We start from the raw sequence: 23,651 nt of genomic DNA on the forward strand, positions 1-23,651 counted from the left end.
GACCTCACAACGATTCGGAGGCACACAGTGAGCGACCTCATCCGACCCGGCTTCAGCGATATGGTCCGGCCCGGCGCGTACGCCGGCGGGGCCCCGCGGCCGGTCGACGACCGCTACATCATTCCGTCGTTCGTCGAGCGCACCACGTACGGGGTCAAGGAGATGAACCCGTACAACAAGCTCTTCGAAGAGCGGATCATCTTCCTCGGCGTGCAGATCGACGACGCGTCCGCCAACGACGTGATGGCCCAGCTGATCACGCTGGAGTCGATCGACCCCGACCGCGACATCAGCATCTACATCAACTCGCCCGGCGGTTCGTTCACCGCCATGACGGCGATCTACGACACGATGCAGTTCGTCAAGCCCGACATCCAGACCGTGTGCATCGGCCAGGCCGCGTCCGCCGCGGCGGTCCTGCTCGCGGCCGGGACGCCGGGCAAGCGGGCGGCGCTGCCCAACTCGCGGATCCTGATCCACCAGCCCGCGACCGAGGGCACCTACGGCCAGTCCAGCGACATCGAGATCCAGGCGCGCGAGATCATGCGGATCCGCGACCTGCTCGAGACGATCCTGGCCGAGCACAGCGGCAAGGGCATCGACGAGGTCCGCCGCGACATCGAGCGAGACAAGATCCTCACGGCGGCCGAGGCCAAGGACTACGGCCTCATCGACGACGTCTTCGCCAGCAGGAAGCGGAAGGCCGAGGTAGTGTCGTCCTGAGACGGCACGAGGACGAGGGAGTCCCCCAGCCCGGTCGTCACACTTCCGGGCGAGGGGCTTTCCAAGTCCGCTGGAGGCGGTAACGTCGATTGCGACGTCGTGAGCCTCCGGGACGCAGACCAGCTGCGCCGCATCCTCCAAGGCTGGCGGCCCCACGAAAAGGAGACGGTTGGGTGGCACGCATCGGCGACGGCGGTGACCTGCTCAAGTGCTCGTTCTGCGGGAAGAGCCAGAAGCAGGTCAAGAAGCTCATCGCGGGTCCGGGCGTGTACATCTGCGACGAGTGCATCGATCTCTGCAACGAGATCATCGAGGAGGAGCTCTCCGAGACCTCCGACCTCAAGTGGGACAACCTGCCCAAGCCGCGGGAGATCTACGAGTTCCTCGACTCCTACGTCATCGGGCAGGAGACGGCGAAGAAGGCGCTCTCCGTCGCCGTCTACAACCACTACAAGCGGATCCAGTCGGGTGACACCGGCCGTGACGACCTGGTCGAGCTGGGCAAGTCCAACATCCTGCTCCTCGGTCCCACCGGATCCGGCAAGACGCTGCTCGCGCAGACGCTCGCCAAGCTGCTCAACGTCCCGTTCGCGATCGCGGACGCCACGGCGCTGACGGAGGCGGGCTACGTCGGGGAGGACGTGGAGAACATCCTCCTCAAGTTGATCCAGGCGGCCGACTACGACGTCAAGAAGGCCGAGACCGGGATCATCTACATCGACGAGGTCGACAAGATCGCCCGCAAGAGCGAGAACCCGTCGATCACCCGCGACGTGTCGGGGGAGGGCGTCCAGCAGGCCCTGCTGAAGATCCTGGAGGGCACCACCGCGAGCGTCCCGCCGCAGGGCGGCCGCAAGCACCCGCACCAGGAGTTCATCCAGATCGACACCACGAACGTGCTGTTCATCTGCGGTGGCGCGTTCGCCGGCCTGGAGAAGATCGTCGAGTCCCGGGTCGGCAAGCAGGGCATGGGCTTCGGCGCGCAGATCCGCTCCAAGTCCGACTTCGAGGAGTCGTCGGCCGTGCTCGGCGACGTGATGCCGGAGGACCTGCTGAAGTTCGGGATGATCCCCGAGTTCATCGGCCGGCTCCCGGTGATCACCTCCGTGCACAACCTGGACCGCGAGGCCCTGATCAACATCCTCACCGAGCCGAAGAACGCGCTGGTCCGCCAGTACCACCGCCTCTTCGAGCTCGACGGGGTCGACCTGGAGTTCACCGACGACGCCCTGGAGGCCATCGCCGACCAGGCGATCCTGCGCGGCACCGGTGCCCGCGGCCTCCGCGCGATCATGGAGGAGGTGCTCCTGTCGGTGATGTACGAGGTGCCGAGCCGCCAGGACGTCGCCCGCGTCGTCATCACCCGCGAGGCGGTGCTGGAGCACGTCAACCCGACCCTCGTTCCGCGCGACCGCCCCAAGCGCGAGCCGCGGGAGAAGTCGGCCTGACGCCGCACGAAACGGTCTGAGACCACCGAAGAGCAGCGGGCGCCCACCGGGCCCCGCTGCTCTTCGCCTTTCCCGGCCAGGGCCTGTCTCGAAGTGGGCCGGGACTTTGGAACACGGCTAGGGGCGCGGCTCTTGCGCGGCGGTGCGGGACGGGTGGTTCCTGAGGGCGAAGTCGACCGTGTCCAGCGCCCACGACCAGGACGCGTCGGCGTCGCGGCGGGTGTGGCCGAAGGCGCCCGCCAGTTCCAGGCTCACATAGCCGTGGAACACGCTGCCGAGGAAGCGCACGGCGTCGGTCTGGTCGGGCTCCGGAAGGTCGTATCCGCGCAGGATCGCCCTCGTCATCTCCGCGTGCCGGGGCCCGGCGCTCGCCGCCGCGGTCTCGGGGTCGAGCTCGAACCGGGCCGCGGCGTACCGCCCGGGATGCTCCGCGGCGTAGGCCCGGTAGGCGCCGGCGCAGGCGACGAGGGCGTCCTTGCCCGCGCGTCCCGCCACCGCGCCCGCGACCCTGTCGGCCAGTTCCTCCAGCGCCAGCAGCGCGACCCGCACCTTCAGCTCCCGCGCGTTCTCGATGTGCGCGTACAGGCTCGGGTCCTTGACGCCGAGCCTGCGCGCCACCGCCGAGACGGTCAGCCGGTCGAAGCCGGTCTCGTCGGCCAGCTCCGCCGCCGTCCGGGCGAGGCGTTCGGGGGTGATGCCCGCGCGCGCCATGGGACCTCCATGCCTTAAATGATTTTGTATTTGCCTAAATATATTAGGTAGCCTCGCCACCGCAACGCCCGCCGCCGCGCGGGCCACCCGCCGGCAGGGAGGCCGACATGACCGAGTGGACCACGACGCCCATCGACGCGCGCATCCTGCGCGGCGCGCTCGAACTGGAGCGCACCGGCCGCGGGGTGCTGCCGCACCGGCTGCCCCTCGCAGCCCGCGCGCAGTTCCCGGACGAGTACCTGGCGAGGACGGAGGAGCAGCCGTCGGGCGTGCGGCTGGCCTTCCGCACCCGGGCCACCGCCGTGGAACTGGACGTCCTGCCCACGAAGCGGGCCTATCACGGCACTCCGCCGCAACCGGACGGCGTCTACGACCTCGTGGTCGACGGCCGCCCGGCGGGCCGGGGCACCGTGCCCGGAGGGAACCTGGCCGTCATCGACATGGCGACCCAGAAGGCCGTCACCACGCCGGGCGAGCCGGGCACCCTCCGGTTCGCGGGGCTGCCCGCCGAGGCCAAGGACGTGGAGATCTGGCTGCCGCAGGTCGAGACCACCGAGCTGATCGCGCTGCGCACCGACGCGCCCGTCGAGCCCGTCCCGGACAGGGGCCGCCCGGTGTGGCTGCACCACGGCAGCTCGATCAGCCACGGCTCCACCGCCGCGAGCCCCACCTCCACCTGGCCCGCGGTGGCCGCCGCCCGCGGCGGGGCCGACCTGGTCAACCTGGGGTTCGGCGGCAACGCGCTGCTCGACCCGTTCACCGCGCGGGCGATCCGCGACACCCCCGCCGACCTGGTCAGCGTCAAGATCGGCATCAACGTGGCGAACGCCGACGCGATGCGCCTGCGCGCGTTCGTGCCCGCCGTGCACGGCTTCCTCGACACCGTCCGCGAGGGGCATCCCGACACGCCGCTGCTGCTCGTCTCGCCGATCCTGTGCCCCATCCAGGAGGACACGCCGGGCCCCCTCGCCCCCGATTTCGAGGCCACGCGCCTGCGGTTCCGGGCCATGGGCGACCCGGCGGAGGTCGCGGCCGGGCGCCTGACGCTCACCGTCATCAGGGACGCGCTGGCGGCCATCGCCGAGCGGCGCGCCGAGAGCGATCCCCACCTGCACTACCTCGACGGACGCGCCCTCTACGGCGAGGCCGACTACGCCGAGACGCCCCTGCCGGACGAGGTCCACCCCGCGCCCGAGAGCCACCGGCGCATCGGCGAACGCTTCGCCGCCCTGGTCTTCGAGGACGAGAACGGCGCCTTCGCGCGCCGCTCAGCCGGAGCCGGGCACCGCTGAACCGGGGGAGTGGAGCGCCGCCGGGCCGGGGCGGGTCAGCCGCGCGACTCGCCGAGGCCGGCCTCGCGGGCCAGCACGATGGCCTGGGCGCGGTCGGCGACGTGCAGCTTCATGAAGATGTTCGAGACGTGGTTGCGGACGGTCTTCTGGCTGAGGAAGAGCGTCCCGGCGATCTCGGTGTTGCTGCGGCCCTGCGCGACCAGTTCGAGGACCTCCCGCTCCCGCTCGGTGAGCTGCGGGAACGCGGCCTGCCTCGGGTCGGGCATGTCGGTGAAGTAGGTGAGCACGCGGCGCGCGATCTCCGGGCCGTAGATGGCCTCGCCCGCCGCGACCGCCTTCACGGCGCGGGCGATCTCCTCCGCGCCCGACTCCTTGAGCAGGTAGCCGCGGGCGCCGGCGCGCATCGCCGCGAAGACCGAGTCGTCGTCGCGGAACATCGTCAGCACCAGCACGCCGATGCGCGGGCTGGTGCGGGTGATGGTGCGGGTCGCCTCGATGCCGTTGCCGCCGGGCATGTGCAGGTCCATGACGACGACGTCCGGCTGGAGTTCCGCCGCCAGCCGCACCGCGTCGGGCCCGTTCTCGGCCTCGCCGACGACCTCCACCCCGAGCGCCTGCAGCAGGCCCTTCAGCCCCTGCCGGAACACCGGGTGGTCGTCGGTGATGAGCACCCGGATGGTCTCGGTCATCGTCGCCCGTCTCTTTCGATGGATGGACGATGGTACCCGGCGGCGGTCTCCGCGGCGGCGAGCGGGAGCCGGACGGCGACGACGGTGCCGCCGCCGTTCCGGGACGTGATCGCGCAGCTGCCGCCGACCTCGGCGGCCCACTCCTTCATCGCGGCCAGGCCGCGGCGCGGCCGCGGCTGCCCGCCGTTGCGGGCCGTGTCGGCCAGGCCGGGCCCGGTGTCGGCGACCATCAGGTGCAGGTCGGTGTCGCGGGTCAGCCTGACCGTCGCGACGCTCTCCGGGGCGTGCAGCCGGACGTTCGTCAGCGCCTCCTGCGCGATCCGGTACGCGGCGACCTCCACCGCGGCCGGCAGGCCGGCGGGCTCGCCGTCGAACCGGACGTCCACCCGTTCGCAGCAGCCCTCGGCGAACGACTCGATGGCCGCGACGAGGCCGAGGTCGTCCAGCGCGGGGGGCCGCAGCCCGTGCGCCAGGTCCCGGATCTCCCCGACGGCCGTGGCCAGCCGGTCCCGGACCTCGGCGAGCAGCGGGTCCATCCGCTCCGGCTCGCCGGCGAGCGTGATGCGCGCCGCGTCCAGGGACATCGCGAGGCTCGCGAGCGTCGGGCCGAGCCCGTCGTGCAGATCGTTGCGCAGCTGCCGCCGCTCCTCCTCCCGGCTGGCGAGGATGCGCTCCCGGGAGCGCTGGAGGTCGGTGGTCAGGCGGCGGAGGTGAGGGAGGGTCGCGGCGCGCGCCGCCACGGCCCCCGCTGTGAACGCGCCGGCCAGCACGGCGGCGCGTGCCAGTACCGCTCGCATCCCTTCCCTCTCCCTCCGCCTGCCGTTGCGGGACTACGCCGCCCACCCTTTCCGGCGGGACGACCCGATGTCAGGTGACCAGTGTCCCGAACGCGGCGGGAAACCGCTCTCCGCCCCGGTTCCGCGCGCCGTCGCGGCCGTCCCACCCCCGGCGTCCCCGTAGAATCGTCAGCCGTGACACAGCCCAGCAATGAGCGCGGCCAGGGCGCCGCCGCGGACGTCGACCTTCCCACCCAGTACCGACCGGCCGATGTAGAGGGCCGGCTCTACGAGCGGTGGGTATCGGCGGGGCTGTTCACCGCCGACCCCGAGCGCGCGCCGGAGCGGCCCGCCTTCTCCATCGTGATCCCGCCGCCGAACGTGACCGGTTCGCTGCACATGGGGCACGCCCTCGACCACTCCATCCAGGACACCCTCGTCCGGCGCCGCCGGATGCAGGGGCACGAGACGGTGTGGGTCCCGGGCATGGACCACGCGGGCATCGCCACGCAGATCGTGGTGGAGCGCGGGCTCGCCAAGGAGGGGCTGTCGCGGCACGACCTCGGCCGCACCGACTTCATCGAGCGCATCTGGCGGTGGAAGGCGGAGTCCGGCGGCCGCATCCTCGGCCAGATGCGCCGCCTGGGCGACAGCGTCGACTGGACGCGCGAGGCGTTCACGATGGACGACGACCGCGCCCGCGCCGTCCGGACGATCTTCAAGCGGCTGTTCGACGACGGGCTCATCTACCGCGCCGAGCGCATCATCAACTGGTGCCCGCGCTGCCTGACGGCGCTGTCGGACATCGAGGTCGAGCACGAGGAGGTCGACGGCGAGCTGGTCTCGCTGCGGTACGGGTCGGGCGAGGACGAGATCGTCGTCGCGACCACCCGGGCCGAGACGATGCTCGGCGACACCGCCGTGGCCGTCCACCCGGAGGACGCCCGGTACGCGCACATGGTCGGGCGGGAGATCGAGCTCCCGCTGACCGGCCGCCGCATCCCGGTCGTCGCCGACGAGCACGTCGACCCCGCGTTCGGCACCGGCGCCGTGAAGGTGACCCCCGCGCACGACCCGAACGACTTCGAGATCGGGCGGCGGCACTCGCTGCCGTCCCTGTCGGTCATGGACGAGCGGGGCGTCGTCACCGCGCCCGGCCCCTTCGAGGGCCTCGACCGGTTCGAGGCGCGGCCGGCGGTCGTGGCCGCGCTGCGCGAGCAGGGCCGGATCGTCAAGGAGGTCCGCCCCTACAAGCACTCGGTCGGGCACTGCCAGCGCTGCGCCACGGTCGTCGAGCCGCGCGTGTCGCTCCAGTGGTTCGTGAAGGTCGAGTCGCTGGCGCGGGCGGCGGGCGACGCCGTCCGCGACGGCCGCGTGAAGATCCACCCGCCGGAGATGGCGTCCCGCTACTTCGAGTGGGTCGACAACATGCACGACTGGTGCATCAGCCGCCAGCTGTGGTGGGGCCATCGGATCCCGGTCTGGTACGGGCCGGACGGCGAGGTCGTCTGCCCGGGCCCTGACGAGGAGCCGCCCGCCGGCTGGACGCAGGACACCGACGTCCTCGACACGTGGTTCTCCTCCGCGCTCTGGCCGTTCTCCACGCTCGGCTGGCCGGACGAGACCCCCGACCTGAAGCGGTTCTACCCCACGTCCGTCCTGGTCACGGGGTACGACATCCTGTTCTTCTGGGTCGCCCGCATGATGATGTTCGGGCTGTACGCGATGGACGGCGTCCAGCCGTTCGACACCATCGCGCTGCACGGGATGGTCCGCGACCAGTTCGGCAAGAAGATGTCCAAGTCGTTCGGGAACGTCATCGACCCGCTCGACTGGATCGACGCCTACGGCGCCGACGCGACCCGCTTCACGCTGCTGCGCGGCGCGAACCCGGGCGGCGACGTCCCGGTGGCCGAGGAGTGGGCGCAGGGGTCGCGCAACTTCTGCAACAAGCTGTGGAACGCGACCCGGTTCGCGCTCATCAACGGCGCGCACGTCCGCGGCGACATGCCCGCCGAGATCTCCACGGTCGACGCCTGGATCCTGTCCCGGCTGCACGCGGTGATCGAGGAGGTCGACGCGCACCTGGAGGGGTTCGACTTCGCCAAGGCGTGCGAGGCGCTCTACCACTTCGCGTGGGACGAGGTCTGCGACTGGTACGTGGAGCTGGCCAAGGTGCAGCTCGCCGACGAGCGCGCCGAGGCGACCCGGCGGGTGCTCGGCGAGGTCCTCGACAACCTGCTGCGGCTGCTGCACCCGGTCGTCCCGTTCGTGACCGAGGAGCTGTGGACGTCCCTCACCGGCGGGGAGACGGTCGTCACCGCGCCGTGGCCGGCGGCCGACCCGGGGCGGCGCGACGGCGCCGCAGAGGAGCTCGTCGCCTCGCTCCAGCGGATGGTGACCGAGGTCCGGCGGTTCCGCGCCGACCAGGGTCTCAAGCCCGGCCAGCGGGTCGCCGCGCGGATCGACTGGAACGGCTCGGCCCTGCACCGCCACGAGGACGGCATCCGCTCGCTGCTGCGCCTCACCGATCCCGAGGACGGCTTCTCCTCGACGGCGTCCCTGCCGGTCGAGGACGTGAAGGTGCACCTCGACACCGCCGGCGTGATCGACGTCGCCGCCGAGCGCAAGCGGCTGGAGAAGGACCTGGCCGCCGCCCGCAAGGAGGTCGACCAGGCGCGGCGCAAGCTCGGCAACGAGGCGTTCATGGCCAAGGCGCCCGAGGCGGTCGTCGCGAAGAACCGCGACCGGCTCGCCCAGGCTGAGGCCGACATCGGCAGGCTGGAGGCTCAGCTGGCCGCGCTCCCGGCGGGCTGAGCGCGGCGCCGGCGGGCGCATCCTGACGGCGGGGCCGACACGACGATCTTTCGGCGCGGCGGCCCCGCCGCCGTTACGATCCGGTAGGGCCTGTAGGCCTTTGCGGCATTGGAAGCATCGGGAGTGCAATGGCCGAATCACCACCTCGGTCCGGCATGCCGGACTCCCCGTCCGGCGACGACCTGGACGCGGCGCAGGCCGGCGGGGACGCTTCCGGGCAGGAGGCCGCCCCCGCGCCCTTCGGCGGCATGCGCCCCTGGTGGTCGGTCGACATGGGCGACGGGACCGGCCCGCACGCGCTGGTGAACGGCACCGGTCCCCAGCCCCTGCCGAGGAACGGCACCGGCCCGCACCCCATGCCCGGCTCGGTGAACGGCTCGGGCTCGCATCCGGTCGTGGGAGGCACGGGCCCGCACGGCGTCCTGCGGGACGGCTCGGGGGCGCATCCGGTGGTCCGGAACGCCACCGGACCGCTGCCGCCGGTGACCGGCGCACCCGCCGGGTCCCGCCGCATACCGAAGCTGCTGCTGGTGGCGGGCGCCGCCGCGGTCGCCGGGACGGTGCTGGTCGCGGGCGTGCTGGCCTGGCGGACCGGCGGCGCCCGCAAGGCGGCCGAGACGGCGGCGGGCCCCGCGGCGTCCGACAAGGTGATCAACGCGGGCCCGACGGCCGGGGGACTGCGCAAGGACCCGCTCACCGCGCCGCAGGCGAGCGCCGCGTACCCGTTCGTCGCGGGCGCCTTGGAGGCGGGCGGCGTGCCGGTCGCGAAGAGCGGCCTGGCCGTCTACACCGAGGAGCCGGTGCGCAGGGTCAGCCTCCTGTTCGCGGGCGGGACGGGCCGCATCGGCGACCCCGCGGACTTCCTGCAGAAGACGCAGCCCACGACGTTCATCGCCGGGCAGGACGCCGACCCGGGCCGCAAGGGCGGCAAAGCGGTCTGCGGCACGTTCGCCGTCCTCGCCGAGACCCACACCTACTGCGCGTGGGCGACCCGCGACTCCTTCGGCGTGGTCGCGTCCAACAGGCCCTCGGTGAACCCGCAGTTCCCGCTGATGGCCGATCTGATGCACCGCATCAGGAAGGACGTCGAGAAGCCGAAGTGACGTAGAGGCAGTCGGTGTCGGCGTCCAGCGCGTCCAGGACGAGCCCGGTGAAGTAGACCGTGCCGAGGGCGACCACTCTGTGGCCCAGCGTCGCCAGCGCCTCGGGCGTGACGGCGGTCGACTCGACGACGTCCCAGTGGGGCGGCAGGGCGTGGGTGAAGCGGAGGTGCGGCAGCGGCAGCCGCACGAACGTGACGGGCAGCGCGCCCAGTTCGGCGATGGCGCCGTCCAGGTCCTTGTGGTCGGGGAGGCAGACGACGGCGTGGTCGATCGTCCCCCACGCCTCCCGCGCTGCGGCGAGGGCGGCGGCGATCCCGGTCCGGTCGATCGCGGAGTCGACGAGCACCCGCGTGGCCGATCCGGGCACGTCGTGCCAGGACAGGCGGCCTGGCAGGACGATCGTGGACAGCACGTCCCGCACCGCGCCCGCGGGGGGCTCGGCCACTCCGGGGAGGCGGCGGGCGGCGGCCACGCCGAGTTCGGCCGCCGCGCGCCCGAGACCGGCGGGGAGCAGGTCCGGGGGGATTCCGCTGGTGCCGGGCTCCACGAACTCCGCGGCGGCGAGCACCCGCGCGACCTCGGCCGACTGGGGAGCCGACAGGACGCGCGTGCGCGGCCCGGCGACGCCGAGCTTCTCCTCGGCGATCTCCGCCTCCGTGTCGCCGAGGACGCCGGCGTGCTCCCGGAAGACCGGCGTGATCGCGGCGACGTCCGGCGGGAAGAGGGCGACCTCGTCCGACCGCCCGCCCATGCCCGCCTCCAGGACGAGCGCGTCCGCCCCGGCGCGGCGCGCGTGCAGGACGCCCGCGATCGTGAAGAGCCCCGACGGCGACAGGTAGCCCCCGGACGGGGGCGGGAGGGCCGTGACGGCCTCGTCGAGGGCGTCCGCCAGGAAGGCGAGCTCCTCGGGGGAGACGGCGTGACCGTCCATCCTGATGCGGTCCCGATGGCTGCGCAGTCCCGGACTCGTAACGGTGCACACACGGAGCCCGGCGGCCCCGAGGAAGGCCGACGCGTACGTCGCCGCCGTCCCCTTGCCTTTGGAGCCGACGACGGTCAGGACGGGAACGCCCGGCGCGAGAAGGCTGAGCGCCCCGGCGAGGGCGCGGGCCCGCCCGATGTCGCGGGTCTCGCCCGGAGCGCGCCGCTCCCACTCGCGGAAGAACACCTCCATGCCTCCAGTGTGGCCGCCTCCAGTGCGGGCCCGGGCGGGGGCGCGCCCACCGCCGAGTAGGCTCTGTGACCGTGAGTCAGGTATCCGAGCCGTCCGATTACAGGGCCACCGTCGCCGCGATCATGGGGCGGGGGGTCGAGTGGGACATCGACCCGACCCTCGACCGGATCGCCGACCTGGTCGACGTCCTGGGCGGGCCGCAGCGCGCGTACCCGGTGATCCACATCGCCGGGACGAACGGCAAGTCCAGCACCGCGCGGCTCATCGAGGCGCTGCTGCGCGAGCGCGGCCTGCGCACCGGGCTCTACACCAGCCCCGAGCTGACGACGCTGCGCGAGCGCATCGCGATCGACGGCGAGCCGATCAGCGAGGAGCGCTTCGTCGAGACGTTCAACGACGTGCTGCCCTACCTCCAGCTGGTCGACGGCAAGCACGAGACGCGGCTGTCGTTCTTCGAGGTGCTCACCGCGATGGCCTTCGCGGCGTTCGCGGACGCGCCGGTCGACGTGGCGGTGGTCGAGACCGGCATGGGCGGCGCCTGGGACGCCACGAACGTCGCCGACGGCGCCGTCGCGGTGATCACGCCGATCGGCCTGGACCACACCCGCTACCTCGGCGACACGCTGGAGCAGATCGCGGGGGAGAAGGCGGGCATCATCAAGCCGGGCGCGGTCGCGGTGCTGGCGCAGCAGCCGGTCGAGGCCGCCGAGGTGCTGCTGCACCGGGTCGTGGAGACCGGCGCGGCGGCGGCGCGCGAGGGCGTCGAGTACGGCGTGCTCAGCCGGGACGTCGCGTTCGGCGGCCAGCAGATCGCGATCCGCGGCCTGCACGGCGTCTACGACGAGATCTTCCTGCCCCTGTTCGGCGAGCACCAGGCGAGCAACGCCGCGACGGCCCTGGCGGCCGTGGAGGCGTTCGCCAGCGGCGCCCCGACCCGGGGCGAGCCCAACCTGGAGGCCGCGACCCGGATCGCGCCCGGCGAGTCCTTCCTCGGCGGGCAGGAGGGGCAGCTCGACCCGGCGCTGGTCCGCAGCGGCTTCGCCAAGTCGGCCTCGCCGGGCCGGCTGGAGGTCGCCCGGTCGGGCCCGACCGTCCTGCTGGACTCGGCGCACAACCCGGCGGGGATGGCCGCGACCGTCGCCACGGTCACCGAGTCGTTCGGCTTCACCCGGCTCGCCGGGGTCCTCGCCATCGCCGCCGACAAGGACGTCGCCGGGGTCCTCGACCAGCTCGAACCCGTGCTGGCCGAGCTCGTGGTCACCCGCAACTCCTCGCCGCGCTCGATGCGGCCCGAGGAGCTGGCCGAGATCGCCGAGGGGATCTTCGGCCCGGAGCGCGTCCATGTCGCCGAGCGCCTGGACGACGCCATCGACCGGGCGATCGGGCTCGCCGAGGAGACCGGCGAGTACCGGGGCGCCGGCGTACTGATCACCGGCTCGGTGGTCACCGCGGGCGACGCCCGCACCCTGCTGCGCGTCGAGGAAGGCCGGTGACGGGCATGAGCCCACGGACCGCCGCGAACCCGGCACGGAGGCTGTTCGCCACCGTGCTGGCGTGCGAGGCCATCGTGATCGCGCTCGCGATCCCGGTGGCGGTGACGGTGCTGGACGTGGACGGCGCGACCGCCGGCGGCGTGTGCGGCGGGCTGGCCTTCGCCTGCGTGCTGCTGGCGGGCCTGCTGCGGTTCCCGTGGGCGGTCGCCGCGGGCACGGTCCTGCAGGTGCTGATCATCGCGACCGGGTTCATGGTGCCGGCCATGTTCTTCCTCGGTGTCGTGTTCGGGGCGCTTTGGGGTACGGCCATTTGGCTGGGACGCAAGGTGGGGAACGCTCAGCCGCGCTAGGTTCGCGGGGACGGCACCATTGCGTCCGCCAATTCTCGCCAATCCCAATTATTGCCTTAATTTGGACTATTCTTCCTTTCCGGGAATGCGCGTGCGGCGGATGACGACGTCCTAAGGAGCACGCCGTGTCCTCCCACGCACGCGAACACCCGCCCGGCGGCCTCGCCAGGGGGCGGCCCGCCACCGGGCCCCAGCCGCGCTTCCCCGAGGGTCCCGCCCGGCGGCGGCTCGCCATGCTCGGTGCGCTGCTGCTGACGTTCACCGCCCTGCCCGCCGCCGTCCTGGTCGTGCCCGACGCGTCCGGCGACGTCGTCCCGGCCGCCGCGAGCGCCCTCGCACTCGGCGACGCCGAGATCCCCGGGCTGCTGCGCGCCACCGGGCTGTCGCTGCCCGCGCTGCTGGTCACCGTGCCGCTCGCCGCCGTCGCCGCCCGCCGGTTCCCCGCGTGGTTCGTGCTCATGGGCGGGCTCGCGGTGCTTCTCGCCGGCACCGGCGCCGTCCGCCTCGCCGACTCGGTGCCCCTCGTCGGGGCGGTCAGGGCCCTCCAGGGCGCGGGCGCGGGCATCGTCCTGCCCGCGAGCCTCGTCCTGGTGTGGGAACGGCGGAGCCGCGCCCTGACCGCCGCCTGGGCCGGGGCCCTCGCGGGCACGCTGATCCTCGCGATGCCGCTGGCGCTGAAGGCCGTCCCGCCGCCCGCCGACGGCACCGCCGTCCCCGACTGGCGCGTCGCGCTCGCCCCCTACCCGCTGCTCGCCGTGGCCGCCGCCGCGGCGGCGCTCGCCCACCCGCTCCTGTGCGCACGCCCCCGACGGCCGCTCGCGTTCCGGCGCACCGAGCGCGGCCAACTGCTCCTCGTGCTCGTCCCCGCGGGCGGCTTCGCGTTCCTCGCCGTCGCCGCCGCGCACAACTGGTCGCCCGGCGCCCGCCTCCTCCTCGCCGGCCTCGCGCTGCCCGCCCTGGCCGGACTCGCCCTCACCGGCGGCCGGGACTCGGCGGGCAGCCCGTTCGGCTGCGCGGTCGTCATGATCGCCACCGGGCTGCTCTGCCACCCGGTCGCCGGCCCGCTGGCCGGGCTGGCCGCCGCCCGGGCCGGCGCGGGGACCGGCGGCCCGCCGCTGCTCCCGTTCGCCGTCGCGGCCGCCGCCGCGCTCGCCGGGGCGCTCGCGGCCACCCGCACCGGGGCGCGCGGGGCCGTCCGCGCCGGCTACCTCCTCATGATCGTCGCCGTGCCGCTCGGCCTCGCGGGCGGCGCCCCCGGCCGCTGGGCCCTGCTCGCCCCCCTCGTCCCCCTCGGCGCCGGCGCGGGTCTCGCCCTCGCCGCCTCGCTGCGGGACGCGAAGGCGGGCGCCGCGCTGTTCGGGCTGTCGCTGTGCTTCCCCGCGGTGCTGGCCGGGCAGCTGCTCGCCCTGTCGGCGCAGGCGGCGCGGTTGCAGCGGACGCACCCCGTCACGGAGGCCCAGCAGCTGCACGCGCTGCTGGAGGGCTACCGCGTGTGGCTGGTCATCGCCCTGGCGGCCGCCGTGCTGCTCGCCGGCGCCACCGCCCGCCTGTGCGCCGGACGCGCCGGGCGGCCGCGCGCCCGCGCCGCGCGGCACCCCGGGAATGCCGCCGCGGACCCGAGAGCCGGGTAGTATTCGCGCGCTCAACGAATCCGAAAATTCTCGAGGAGAAACACCCGTGTCCGAGCGCACTCTTGTCCTGGTCAAGCCCGACGGCGTTCGCCGCGGCGTCGTCGGCGAGGTCATCTCCCGGATCGAGCGCAAGGGCCTGACGCTCGTCGCGCTGGAACTGCGGACCCTCGCCCGCGAGACCGCCGAGGCGCACTACGAGGAGCACGCCAGCAAGCCGTTCTTCGGCGAGCTGGTCGAGTTCATCACCGGCGGCCCGCTCGTCGCCATGGTCGTGGAGGGCCCGCGCGCCATCGAGGCGTTCCGCGCCCTCGCCGGCGCCACCGACCCGGTCAGCGCCACCCCCGGCACCATCCGCGGCGACTTCGCCCTGGAGATCGGCGAGAACATCGTCCACGGCTCCGACTCCACCTACTCCGCCGAGCGCGAGATCAAGCTCTTCTTCCCCGAGTTGGGCTGAGTCTGCCCAGGGGGGCGACCCCCTGGAACCCCCGTCACGACGCAGGCGATCCTCACGCCGCCGTTGCGGTCGCTGTGCCCGTGACGGCAGGTGCGGCGTCGCTGCGGTCGCCTGCGTCGGCGGGCAGGCGCGCTGCGCTCGCTGCACTCGCTCCACGCGCCTGCCCGCGCCCCGGCGAAGGTTCAGTCCAAGAGGGTGTGAACCGTGCACGTCCAACGCTCTTGGATGTGCCACCCCATCATGCTCTTGGAGTGGACCTGAGCGGGATCGCGGGTCGGGCGGCCGGAAGGCGCTCTAGGCGCCTGGAGGCCGCACGACCCGCCGAGCCGGGCGACCGCAGCGCCACGCACAAACCCGCACGGGCACAACACACCGAAACCGTGGCGTGAGGATCGCCCGGCTCGTGACGGGGGTTCCAGGGGGTCGCCCCCATGGGTAAACACGTTTACATTCCAGGGGCGGTTCGGGGAGCGGTAACGGGGGGCTCTGGCGGGTCGCGGTGCTCATCATGAGGCGGTAGATCCTCGTTCGAGGGTTGGGCTTTTCTGCGGGGGTGCGGGCGGTGTCGTGGCGCCGATTCGTTCGTGTCGGGCGCGGGGGCTGTGTTCGGGCGGCGGCGACCCCCTAAGATCCTCGTTTACCCGATGGCGTCGGGTGTCCGCGGGTGCCGTGCGCACTCCGGTCGACCGTGCCGCGGGGCTGCCGGAGATCAGTCCGCCGGGTTCTCTTTATGGAAAACCGGGCTGGTCAGGACGCGTTTTTTTCGCGACGCGCGGCGCGGGGGTGACTGCCCGCGGAGGTGCGCGCACGTTACGATGGACGCGCCGCTATACACGCCCGTCAATCATGAAGGGCTCCCTTTCTTCATGGGTAACAAGCTGTCGTTTCTTGGCCGTGACATGGCGGTCGATCTTGGTACCGCCAACACCCTGGTGTACGTGCGCGGGCGTGGCATCGTCCTGAACGAACCCTCCGTGGTCGCGATCAATACCAATACCGGGAAGATCGTCGCGGTGGGCATCGAGGCGAAGCGGATGATCGGCCGCACACCGGGCAACATCGTCGCGGTCCGTCCGCTGAAGGACGGCGTCATCGCCGACTTCGACGTCACCGAACGGATGCTGCGCTACTTCATCCAGAAGGTGCACAAGCGCCGGCACTTCGCCAAGCCGCGGATCGTCGTGGCCGTGCCGAGCGGGATCACCGGGGTGGAGCAGCGCGCGGTGAAGGAGGCCGGCTACCAGGCCGGAGCCCGCCGCGTCTACATCATCGAGGAGCCCATGGCCGCCGCGATCGGCGCCGGGCTGCCCGTCTACGAGCCCACCGGCAACATGGTCGTCGACATCGGCGGCGGCACCACCGAGGTGGCGATCATCTCGCTCGGCGGGATCGTCACCAGCCAGTCGGTGCGCGTCGGCGGCGACGAGCTCGACCAGGCCGTGATCTCTTTCTCCAAGAAGGAGTACTCCCTGATGCTCGGGGAACGCACCGCGGAGGAGATCAAGATGGCGATCGGGTCGGCCTATCCCGGCGGCGACGAGGAGCCGCACGCCGAGATCCGGGGCCGCGACCTCGTCAGCGGGCTGCCGAAGACCGTCGTGATCTCCGCCGAGGAGGTCAGGCGGGCGATCGAGGAGCCGGTCAACGCCGTGGTGGACGCGGTGAAGACCACCCTCGACAAGTGCCCGCCCGAACTGTCCGGCGACATCATGGACCGCGGGATCGCGCTCACCGGCGGCGGCGCGCTGCTGAAGAACCTCGACGAGCGGCTCCGCGAGGAGACCGGGATGCCCATCCACCTGGTGGACAACCCGCTCGACTCGGTGGTGCTCGGCACGGGCAAGTGCGTCGAGGACTTCGAGTCGCTCCGGCAGGTCCTCGTGCCGGAGCCGCGGCACTGATTCGGACGTGGCCCGCCAGGGGGCGTGAGGGGACGTCCCTCCGGCGGGCTTATTCGGACATGGTCCGCCGAGGGGGGCGTGGGGGCGTCCTGCCTCGCGAGGCACCGGGCTCCCGGCGGACCAGGGAACGGGAGGTCGGTGCGTGAAGGACACCCGTCGCACCCGCGTGGTCCTCGGCGCGCTGCTCGTCGTGGCGCTCGCGATGATCACCATCGACTACCGCGGTGGGCAGGACTCGCCGCTGCACGGCCTGCGCGGCCTCGGCGCGACGGTGTTCGGCCCGGTGGAGCGGGCGTCGGCGTCCGTCGTGCGGCCGGTGGGCAACACCTTCGACGCGATCACCGACGCGCCCGGCGAGCGGCGCCGCGCCGACCGGCTGGCGCGGCAGAACCAGCGGCTGCGCGAGCAGCTGCGCTCCAGCCGCCTCGACCAGGACCGGTCCGAGCAGCTGCGCAGGCTCCTCGGCACCGCCGGGATGGGCGGCTACCGGATCCACGCCGCGCAGGTGATCTCCGCCGGGCAGGGCTTCGAGGACACCGTCACCATCGACGTCGGCAGCCGCAGCGGCATCAAGCCCGACATGACCGTGATGAGCGCCGAGGGCCTCGTCGGCCGCATCACCCGCGTCGGGCCCGCGACCTCCACGGTGCTCCTCGCCACCGACCAGACCTCCTCCATCGGCTCCCGCCTGGAGGACTCCAAGGAGATCGGGATCACCCAGGGACGCGGCCGCCGCGGCCTCGGCCGGGGCGGCGCCACGCCGCTGCGCTTCCAGCTGCTGGACGCCGCCGCGCCGATCCGGGTCGGCCAGCGGATCGTCACGCTCGGGTCGCAGGGCCAGAAGCCGTACGTCCCCGGCGTCCCGATCGGCACCGTCGAGCGGATCGAGAAGTCCACCAGCGGGCTGACCCGCACCGCCTACGTCCGCCCGTTCGTCCGGTTCACCAGCCTCGACGTCGTCGCCGTCGTGGTCGCCCCGCCGAAGACCGACCCGCGGGACGCCGTCCTGCCGCCCAAGCCCCCGCCGCCGCCGTCCCCCACCCCGACCCCCTCGGCGAGCAAGAGCCCGAAGCCGCGCCACTCGAAGAGCCCGTCCACGAATCCGACCCGGGGGGACTGACGTGCTGAACCCGCCCGAGGCGTCGCCGGCCGGCCGCGCCGCGGTGACCGCCGTGGTGATCGTCGTGACGCTGATCCTGCAGGTGTCGGTGGCGAACCGGCTCCCGCTGCCCGGCGGCGTCCAGCCCGACCTGGTGCTGCTGGCCGTGGTGGCGCTCGCGCTCGTCGCCGGCTCCACCACCGGGATGGTGGCCGGTTTCCTCGCGGGCCTCGCCGCCGACATCATCCCGCCCGCCGACCACACCCTCGGCCGGTACGCGCTCGTCTACTGCCTCATCGGGTACCTGTGCGGCGCCGCGTCCGCCGAGATGGACCGCCAGTCCGCCGTGCCGTTCCTCGCCGTCGCCGCCGGCGCGCTCGCCGGGACCGTGCTGTACGCGGGCACCGGCATGATCCTCGGCGACCCGCGCGCCGAGTGGGGCACCGTGTCCAGCATGGTGCCGCTGCAGGTGCTCTACGACGTCATCGCGAGCCCGTTCGTCGTGTGGGCGGTGCTGCGCGCCACCCGCCGGTACGAACGCGGGGAACGCGTCCGGGGCGACCGCCTCGCGGTGCCCGCCGCCCGCTACCGCGCGATGTCGGGGCGGAGCGGGAACCTGTGAACCCGAGGACCCACTTCCGCCTCGTCGTCCTGTACGTGCTCGTCGGCGCGCTGCTGCTCGTCCTGATCGGGCGCATGTGGGCGCTCCAGGTCCTGGAGGGCGAGCACTACAAGGCGATCGCCGCCCAGAACCGCACCCGCGACATCGTCGTCCCCGCGACCCGCGGCATGATCCTGGACGACCGCGGCCGGCCCCTCGTGCGCAACCGCAGCGCGCTCGTCGTGTCGGTCGACCGGACGACCCTGTCGCGGCAGAAGGACGGCGGCAAGACCGTCCTGCAGCGGCTCGCCGACGTGCTCGGCGTGAGCCACGACGAGATCACCAAGCGGATCCGGCTGTGCGGGCCCGGGATCAAGCGGCCGTGCTGGCCCGGCTCCCCGTACCAGCCGATCCCGGTCGAGGACCACGTCGACCCCAAGCGCGCCCTGCAGATCATGGAGCGGCAGGAGGACTTCCCCGGGGTCACCGCGCAGGTCCAGGCCGTCCGCGACTACCCCCAGCCGGAGGGTGCGCGGCCCGCGCAGATGCTCGGCTACCTCCAGCCGGTCACGCAGGAGGAGCTCGACAAGCGCAAGGGCCTCAAGGTCACCGGCTACAGCGGCGTCGACCTGGTCGGGCGCGACGGCCTGGAGGCGCAGTACGACTCGCTGCTGAGCGGCGAGCCCGGGTTCCGCAAGGTGCTGGTCGACAGCCAGGGCCGCGTCACCGGCACCGCCGAGGAGCAGCCTCCGATCGCCGGCAGCAACCTCGTCACCAGCATCGACGCCGGTGTGCAGGGCGCCGCGGAGGACGCCCTCAAGCACGCGATCGACGGCGCCCGCAAGCAGGGCCGCCCCGCCGACGCCGGCGCCGCGGTCGTGATGGACGTGCGCACCGGCCGGATGGTCGCGATGGCGAGCTACCCGACCTACGACCCGGGCATCTGGACCGGCGGGATCTCCCAGGACGAGTACGACGCGCTGCTCGGCAAGAAGCAGGGCGAGCCGCTGATCTCCCGGGTCACCCAGGGGCAGTTCGCGCCCGGCTCCACCTTCAAGATCTCCTCGGTGTCCGCCGCGGTGGAGGACGGCAACAGCCTGACCGGCACCTACGACTGCCCCGGCTCGCTGAACGTCGGCAACCGCGCCTTCCGCAACTTCGAGGGCGAGGAGCTCGGGGCGATGTCGCTGCACACGGCGCTCGTCAAGTCCTGCGACACGATCTTCTACCGGTTCGCCTACCAGGAGTGGCAGCGCGACGGCGGGATGAAGCCGAAGAAGAACCCCTCCGACCCGATGGTGAAGATGGCCCGCAACTTCGGGTTCGGGTCGCGCACCGGCATCGACCTGCCCAGCGAGAGCGAGGGCCGCATCCCCGACCGGGGATGGAAGAAGAACTTCTGGAACATCACCAAGGCCGCCAACTGCAAGGGCGCCAAGGAGGGCTACCCGGAGGTCGCCAAGACCGACCCGGCCCGCGCCGCCTACCTGAAGGCGGTCGCGACGGAGAACTGCACCGAGGGCTACGTGTGGCGGCCCGGCGACGCGGCGAACTTCTCGGTCGGGCAGGGCGACGTCCTGGTGACGCCGCTCCAGCTCGTCCGCGCCTACGCGGCCGTCGCCAACGGCGGCAAGCTGATGACGCCGCGGCTCGGCGTCGCGCTCGTGCGGCCCGACGGCACGGTCGTCCGCCGGATCGACGCGCCGCCGCCGCGGAAGCTGCCGGTCGACGGGAAGGTGCTCAAGTACATCCGGGCCGCCCTCGGGGACGTGACCAAGAGCGGCACCGCGTCCGGGGCGTTCTCCGGTTTCGACTTCAAGCGCGTCGACGTCGGCGGCAAGACCGGCACCGCGGAGGTCTACGGCAAGCAGGACACGTCCTGGTTCGCCTCGTTCGGCCCCGTGGACAAGCCGCGCTTCGCGGTGGTCGCGATGGTCTCCCAGGGCGGGCAGGGCGCGCAGACGTCCGCGCCGGCGGTCCGGGAGATCTGGGAGGCCATGTACGGGACGAAGGACCGCAAGCCCATCCTCCAGGACGGCAAGCTCCCGTCGGAGCTGCCGCGGATGCCCGCCGAGGGGACGGCCCCATGATCACAGGCTCCGGGGTCGGCAGCGTCGACGCCTACGCCGCGCACCGGTCGTGGACCAGCCGCGTCGCCGAACTGCGCCGCCTCGACCTGCCGATGCTGCTGGCCGTGCTGGCGCTGTCGGTGGTGGGCGCGCTCCTGGTCCGCTCGGCCACCTTCCACCTGCTGACCGAGCAGGGCAAGGACCCGGAGGGCTTCCTCAAGCGGCACATCCTCAACCTGATCATCGGGTTCCTGCTCGGCGGCCTGGTCACCGTGCTGGACTACCGGCTCCTGCGCGCCTACGTCCCCATCCTGTACGGGCTGGCGTGCGTGGGGCTGCTGGCCGTGCTCACCCCGCTCGGCTCGACGATCAACGGCTCGCACTCGTGGATCGTGCTCGGCGGCGGGTTCCAGGTACAGCCGTCGGAGTTCGCGAAGGTCGGGCTCGTGGTGCTGCTGGCGATGATCCTCGGCGAGCCGAGGGACGGGGAGATCGGCCCCGGCCGGCGGGACGTGCTGCTCGCGCTCGTGCTCGCCGGGGTGCCCGGCCTGCTGATCATGCTGCAGCCCGACCTCGGCACCACGCTGGTGTTCATCGCGGTGGTGCTCGGCATGCTGGCGATCTCCGGGGCGCAGAAGCGCTGGCTGGTCGGGCTGGTCGGCGGGGGCGTCGCCGCGGGCGCCGCCGTGTACTTCTTCGGGCTGCTGAAGGCCTACCAGATCGCCCGCTTCACCGCCTTCCTGAACCCCGAGGCAGACCCGCGCGGCGCCGGCTACAACGCCCAGCAGGCCCGCATCGCGATCGGGTCGGGCGGGGCGTTCGGCAAGGGCCTGTTCAACGGCGAGCAGACCGGCGGCCACTTCGTCCCCGAGCAGCAGACCGACTTCATCTTCACGGTGGCGGGGGAGGAGCTCGGCTTCGTCGGCGCCGCCGTGATCATCGCGCTGCTCGGCGTGGTGCTGTGGCGCGGCCTGCGCATCGCCACCCAGGCCGCCGACCTGTTCGGCACGCTCGTCGCCACCGGGGTCGTGTGCTGGCTGGGGTTCCAGACGTTCGAGAACGTCGGGATGACGATCGGCATCATGCCGATCACCGGGCTGCCGCTGCCCTTCGTGTCCTACGGCGGGTCCGCGACGTTCGCCAACATGATCGCGTTCGGGCTGCTGCAGGCCGTGCACGTGCGCCGCCGCCCGTTCGATTAGCGACCGGCGACCGCGTAGGCTGGACGTTCTTCCCCACGTCCCCTGCACGGAGGGTTCCGTCATGCCGGTCGAGTCGCTCTTCCCGCGCCTGGAGCCGCTGCTCCCGAGCGTGCAGAAGCCGATTCAGTACGTTGGCGGCGAGCTGAACTCCCAGCTCAAGGACTGGGACGAGACCACGGTCCGGTGGGCGCTGATGTACCCTGACGCCTACGAGGTGGGGCTGCCGAACCAGGGCGTCCAGATCCTCTACGAGATCCTCAACGAGCGCGACGGCGTGCTCGCCGAGCGGACGTACTCGGTGTGGCCCGACATGGAGGCCGTCATGCGGGAGCACGGCATCCCGCAGTTCACCGTCGACGCGCACCGCCCGGTCGCCGCCTTCGACGTGTTCGGCGTGTCGTTCTCCACCGAGCTCGGCTACACCAACCTGCTGACGGCGCTCGACCTCGCGGGTATCCCGCTGGAGGCCGCCGACCGCACCGACGGCCACCCGATCGTGATCGCCGGCGGGCACGCCGCCTTCAACCCCGAGCCGATCGCCGACTTCGTCGACGCCGCCGTGCTCGGCGACGGCGAGGAGATCGCGCTCGCCATCACCGAGGTCGTCCGCGAGTGGAAGGCCGAGGGCGAGTCCGGCGGGCGGGACGAGCTGCTCATGCGCCTCGCCGCGTCCGGCGGCGTGTACGTCCCGCGCTTCTACGACGTGACCTACCTGCCCGACGGCCGCATCCAGCGGGTCGCGCCGAACCGTCCCGGCGTCCCGTGGCGGGTCGAGAAGCACACCGTCATGGACCTCGACCAGTGGCCGTACCCGAAGAAGCCGCTGGTCCCGCTCGCCGAGACCGTGCACGAGCGGTTCAGCGTGGAGATCTTCCGCGGCTGCACCCGCGGCTGCCGGTTCTGCCAGGCCGGGATGATCACCCGTCCGGTGCGGGAGCGGTCGATCACCACGATCGGCGACATGGTGGAGCAGGGGCTCAAGGAGTCCGGCTTCCAGGAGGTCGGGCTGCTCAGCCTGTCCAGCGCCGACCACAGCGAGATCGGCGACGTCGCCAAGGGCCTCGCCGACCGCTACGAGGGCACCAACACCTCGCTGTCGCTGCCGTCCACGCGCGTGGACGCCTTCAACATCACGCTCGCCAACGAGTTCTCCCGCGGCGGCCGGCGCTCCGGCCTGACGTTCGCGCCGGAGGGCGGCTCCGAGCGGATGCGCAAGGTGATCAACAAGATGGTCTCCGAGGACGACCTGATCCGCACCGTCACCACCGCCTACGAGAACGGCTGGCGGCAGGTCAAGCTGTACTTCATGTGCGGCCTGCCCACCGAGGAGGACGAGGACGTCCTCGCCATCGCCGACATGGCCAAGCGGGTCATCAAGGCCGGGCGGGACGCCACCGGCCGCAAGGACATCCGCTGCACCGTGTCCATCGGCGGTTTCGTGCCCAAGCCGCACACCCCGTTCCAGTGGGCCGCGCAGTGCGACCACGAGACCGTCGACCGCCGCCTGCGCGCCCTGAAGGACGCCCTGCGCGGCGACAAGGAGTACGGGCGCGCCATCGGCCTGCGCTACCACGACGGCCAGCCCTCGATCGTCGAGGGCATGCTGTCGCGCGGCGACCGGCGCGTCGGCAAGGTCATCCGCGCCGTCTGGGAGGACGGCGGCCGCTTCGACGGCTGGAGCGAGCACTTCTCCTACGAGCGCTGGACGGCCTGCGCCGAGAAGGCCCTGGCCGGCGAGCCCGTCGACCTCGCCTGGTACACCGTCCGCGAGCGCGACGAGGTCGAGGTGCTGCCCTGGGACCACCTCGACGCGGGGCTCGACCGCGAGTGGCTCTGGCAGGACTGGCAGGACGCCGTCGACGAGACCGAGGTCGAGGACTGCCGCTGGACGCCCTGCTACGACTGCGGCGTCTGCCCCACGATGGGCACCGAGATCCAGATCGGCCCGACCGGCCGGAAGCTGCTCCCGCTCGACGTGGTGTAACCGGATTCCTCCGTGGAAACCCCTGACCTGTAAGGGTTTCGGGCTTACCGGGCCGGTGCCTGGCGGAACCGGCTCCGGCGCCCCGTACTCTATAGGGAGACCTTTATTTCGACTCGACACGAGTAGGAAGG

At 72.6% G+C, this 23,651-nt stretch carries 19 protein-coding genes; 15 read left to right on the top strand and 4 right to left on the bottom strand.

Going from position 1 to position 23,651, the window contains the following annotated elements:
- The first annotated feature begins 60 nt into the window (after positions 1 to 60).
- Together AB0C21_RS12195 and clpX are read left to right on the top strand one after the other, a co-directional pair.
- A complete protein-coding gene (locus AB0C21_RS12195) occupies positions 61 to 723 on the top strand; it encodes an ATP-dependent Clp protease proteolytic subunit (RefSeq protein ID WP_353821402.1) in 663 nt (220 codons plus the stop codon).
- Positions 724 to 896: 173 nt separating this feature from the next.
- Positions 897 to 2,171 (top strand): ATP-dependent Clp protease ATP-binding subunit ClpX, encoded by a 1,275-nt coding sequence (gene clpX / locus AB0C21_RS12200; protein ID WP_149261596.1) that lies wholly within the window; start codon positions 897 to 899, stop codon positions 2,169 to 2,171.
- A 117-nt stretch (positions 2,172 to 2,288) separates the two neighbouring features.
- Here the strand turns inward: clpX and AB0C21_RS12205 are convergent, their stop codons facing one another.
- Positions 2,289 to 2,882 carry a TetR/AcrR family transcriptional regulator gene (locus AB0C21_RS12205; RefSeq protein ID WP_500204069.1) on the bottom strand — a complete coding sequence of 198 codons (594 nt, stop codon included), beginning with the start codon at positions 2,880 to 2,882 and terminating at the stop codon, positions 2,289 to 2,291.
- Positions 2,883 to 2,989: 107 nt separating this feature from the next.
- Here AB0C21_RS12205 and AB0C21_RS12210 point away from each other — a divergent pair, with 107 nt between their 5' ends.
- Positions 2,990 to 4,174 (top strand): GDSL-type esterase/lipase family protein, encoded by a 1,185-nt coding sequence (locus AB0C21_RS12210; protein ID WP_500204070.1) that lies wholly within the window; start codon positions 2,990 to 2,992, stop codon positions 4,172 to 4,174.
- A gap of 35 nt (positions 4,175 to 4,209) precedes the next feature.
- Here the strand turns inward: AB0C21_RS12210 and AB0C21_RS12215 are convergent, their stop codons facing one another.
- Together AB0C21_RS12215 and AB0C21_RS12220 are read right to left on the bottom strand one after the other, a co-directional pair.
- Positions 4,210 to 4,863 carry a response regulator transcription factor gene (locus tag AB0C21_RS12215; protein WP_149261599.1) on the bottom strand — a complete coding sequence of 218 codons (654 nt, stop codon included), beginning with the start codon at positions 4,861 to 4,863 and terminating at the stop codon, positions 4,210 to 4,212.
- Positions 4,860 to 5,660 (bottom strand): sensor histidine kinase, encoded by an 801-nt coding sequence (locus tag AB0C21_RS12220; protein ID WP_500204071.1) that lies wholly within the window; start codon positions 5,658 to 5,660, stop codon positions 4,860 to 4,862. Before AB0C21_RS12220 ends, AB0C21_RS12215 begins: the two co-directional genes overlap by 4 nt.
- Before the next feature lie 174 nt (positions 5,661 to 5,834).
- Between AB0C21_RS12220 and AB0C21_RS12225 the strand changes: the two genes are divergently transcribed.
- Together AB0C21_RS12225 and AB0C21_RS12230 are read left to right on the top strand one after the other, a co-directional pair.
- A complete protein-coding gene (locus tag AB0C21_RS12225) occupies positions 5,835 to 8,456 on the top strand; it encodes a valine--tRNA ligase (RefSeq protein ID WP_500204072.1) in 2,622 nt (873 codons plus the stop codon).
- Between the two features lie 155 nt (positions 8,457 to 8,611).
- Positions 8,612 to 9,559: a hypothetical protein gene (locus AB0C21_RS12230; RefSeq protein ID WP_500204073.1), complete on the top strand. Its 948-nt coding sequence runs from the start codon at positions 8,612 to 8,614 to the stop codon at positions 9,557 to 9,559.
- Here AB0C21_RS12230 and AB0C21_RS12235 read toward each other — a convergent pair.
- Positions 9,531 to 10,733, bottom strand: a complete 1,203-nt coding sequence (locus tag AB0C21_RS12235; RefSeq protein ID WP_500204074.1) for a folylpolyglutamate synthase/dihydrofolate synthase family protein — start codon at positions 10,731 to 10,733, stop codon at positions 9,531 to 9,533. The two genes, AB0C21_RS12230 and AB0C21_RS12235, sit on opposite strands and share 29 nt — an antisense overlap.
- A 122-nt stretch (positions 10,734 to 10,855) precedes the next feature.
- Between AB0C21_RS12235 and AB0C21_RS12240 the strand changes: the two genes are divergently transcribed.
- The 10 genes from AB0C21_RS12240 to AB0C21_RS12285 all read left to right on the top strand — a co-directional run bounded on the left by AB0C21_RS12240 (position 10,856) and on the right by AB0C21_RS12285 (position 23,520).
- A complete protein-coding gene (locus AB0C21_RS12240) occupies positions 10,856 to 12,226 on the top strand; it encodes a bifunctional folylpolyglutamate synthase/dihydrofolate synthase (protein WP_500204102.1) in 1,371 nt (456 codons plus the stop codon).
- A 5-nt stretch (positions 12,227 to 12,231) separates the two neighbouring features.
- Positions 12,232 to 12,576: a DUF4233 domain-containing protein gene (locus tag AB0C21_RS12245; RefSeq protein WP_500204075.1), complete on the top strand. Its 345-nt coding sequence runs from the start codon at positions 12,232 to 12,234 to the stop codon at positions 12,574 to 12,576.
- A gap of 125 nt (positions 12,577 to 12,701) precedes the next feature.
- Positions 12,702 to 14,207 (top strand): MFS transporter, encoded by a 1,506-nt coding sequence (locus AB0C21_RS12250; RefSeq protein WP_500204076.1) that lies wholly within the window; start codon positions 12,702 to 12,704, stop codon positions 14,205 to 14,207.
- Positions 14,208 to 14,253: 46 nt separating this feature from the next.
- Entirely contained in the window at positions 14,254 to 14,664 is a 411-nt protein-coding gene (gene ndk, locus AB0C21_RS12255; protein ID WP_500204077.1) for a nucleoside-diphosphate kinase, read from the top strand.
- Between the two features lie 866 nt (positions 14,665 to 15,530).
- Positions 15,531 to 16,565: a rod shape-determining protein gene (locus AB0C21_RS12260; protein ID WP_067794123.1), complete on the top strand. Its 1,035-nt coding sequence runs from the start codon at positions 15,531 to 15,533 to the stop codon at positions 16,563 to 16,565.
- A 142-nt stretch (positions 16,566 to 16,707) separates the two neighbouring features.
- The gene (gene mreC, locus AB0C21_RS12265; RefSeq protein ID WP_500204078.1) at positions 16,708 to 17,685 is read left to right on the top strand and encodes a rod shape-determining protein MreC; all 978 of its coding nucleotides are present in this window, start codon (positions 16,708 to 16,710) and stop codon (positions 17,683 to 17,685) included.
- A 1-nt stretch (position 17,686) separates the two neighbouring features.
- The gene (gene mreD, locus AB0C21_RS12270) at positions 17,687 to 18,286 is read left to right on the top strand and encodes a rod shape-determining protein MreD (protein WP_149261608.1); all 600 of its coding nucleotides are present in this window, start codon (positions 17,687 to 17,689) and stop codon (positions 18,284 to 18,286) included.
- Positions 18,283 to 20,355, top strand: a complete 2,073-nt coding sequence (gene mrdA, locus AB0C21_RS12275) for a penicillin-binding protein 2 (protein WP_500204079.1) — start codon at positions 18,283 to 18,285, stop codon at positions 20,353 to 20,355. The genes mreD and mrdA overlap by 4 nt, the downstream gene beginning before the upstream one ends.
- The gene (rodA, locus tag AB0C21_RS12280) at positions 20,352 to 21,536 is read left to right on the top strand and encodes a rod shape-determining protein RodA (RefSeq protein WP_500204080.1); all 1,185 of its coding nucleotides are present in this window, start codon (positions 20,352 to 20,354) and stop codon (positions 21,534 to 21,536) included. The genes mrdA and rodA overlap by 4 nt, the downstream gene beginning before the upstream one ends.
- Before the next feature lie 61 nt (positions 21,537 to 21,597).
- Positions 21,598 to 23,520 carry a TIGR03960 family B12-binding radical SAM protein gene (locus AB0C21_RS12285; protein WP_500204081.1) on the top strand — a complete coding sequence of 641 codons (1,923 nt, stop codon included), beginning with the start codon at positions 21,598 to 21,600 and terminating at the stop codon, positions 23,518 to 23,520.
- Positions 23,521 to 23,651: the final 131 nt, after the last annotated feature.

Source organism: Spirillospora sp. NPDC049024 (assembly GCF_040649235.1).
GTDB lineage: Bacteria > Actinomycetota > Actinomycetes > Streptosporangiales > Streptosporangiaceae > Spirillospora.

Coding starts and splice junctions, on each gene's coding strand:
- AB0C21_RS12220 (WP_500204071.1), bottom strand. CDS start 5,660: ATGCGAGCGGTACTGGCACGCGCCGCCGTGCTGGCCGGCGCGTTCACA.
- AB0C21_RS12260 (WP_067794123.1), top strand. CDS start 15,531: ATGGGTAACAAGCTGTCGTTTCTTGGCCGTGACATGGCGGTCGATCTT.
- AB0C21_RS12210 (WP_500204070.1), top strand. CDS start 2,990: ATGACCGAGTGGACCACGACGCCCATCGACGCGCGCATCCTGCGCGGC.
- AB0C21_RS12285 (WP_500204081.1), top strand. CDS start 21,598: ATGCCGGTCGAGTCGCTCTTCCCGCGCCTGGAGCCGCTGCTCCCGAGC.
- AB0C21_RS12195 (WP_353821402.1), top strand. CDS start 61: ATGGTCCGGCCCGGCGCGTACGCCGGCGGGGCCCCGCGGCCGGTCGAC.
- AB0C21_RS12230 (WP_500204073.1), top strand. CDS start 8,612: ATGCCGGACTCCCCGTCCGGCGACGACCTGGACGCGGCGCAGGCCGGC.
- rodA (WP_500204080.1), top strand. CDS start 20,352: ATGATCACAGGCTCCGGGGTCGGCAGCGTCGACGCCTACGCCGCGCAC.
- AB0C21_RS12240 (WP_500204102.1), top strand. CDS start 10,856: ATGGGGCGGGGGGTCGAGTGGGACATCGACCCGACCCTCGACCGGATC.
- AB0C21_RS12235 (WP_500204074.1), bottom strand. CDS start 10,733: ATGGAGGTGTTCTTCCGCGAGTGGGAGCGGCGCGCTCCGGGCGAGACC.
- AB0C21_RS12205 (WP_500204069.1), bottom strand. CDS start 2,882: ATGGCGCGCGCGGGCATCACCCCCGAACGCCTCGCCCGGACGGCGGCG.
- AB0C21_RS12245 (WP_500204075.1), top strand. CDS start 12,232: ATGAGCCCACGGACCGCCGCGAACCCGGCACGGAGGCTGTTCGCCACC.
- AB0C21_RS12215 (WP_149261599.1), bottom strand. CDS start 4,863: ATGACCGAGACCATCCGGGTGCTCATCACCGACGACCACCCGGTGTTC.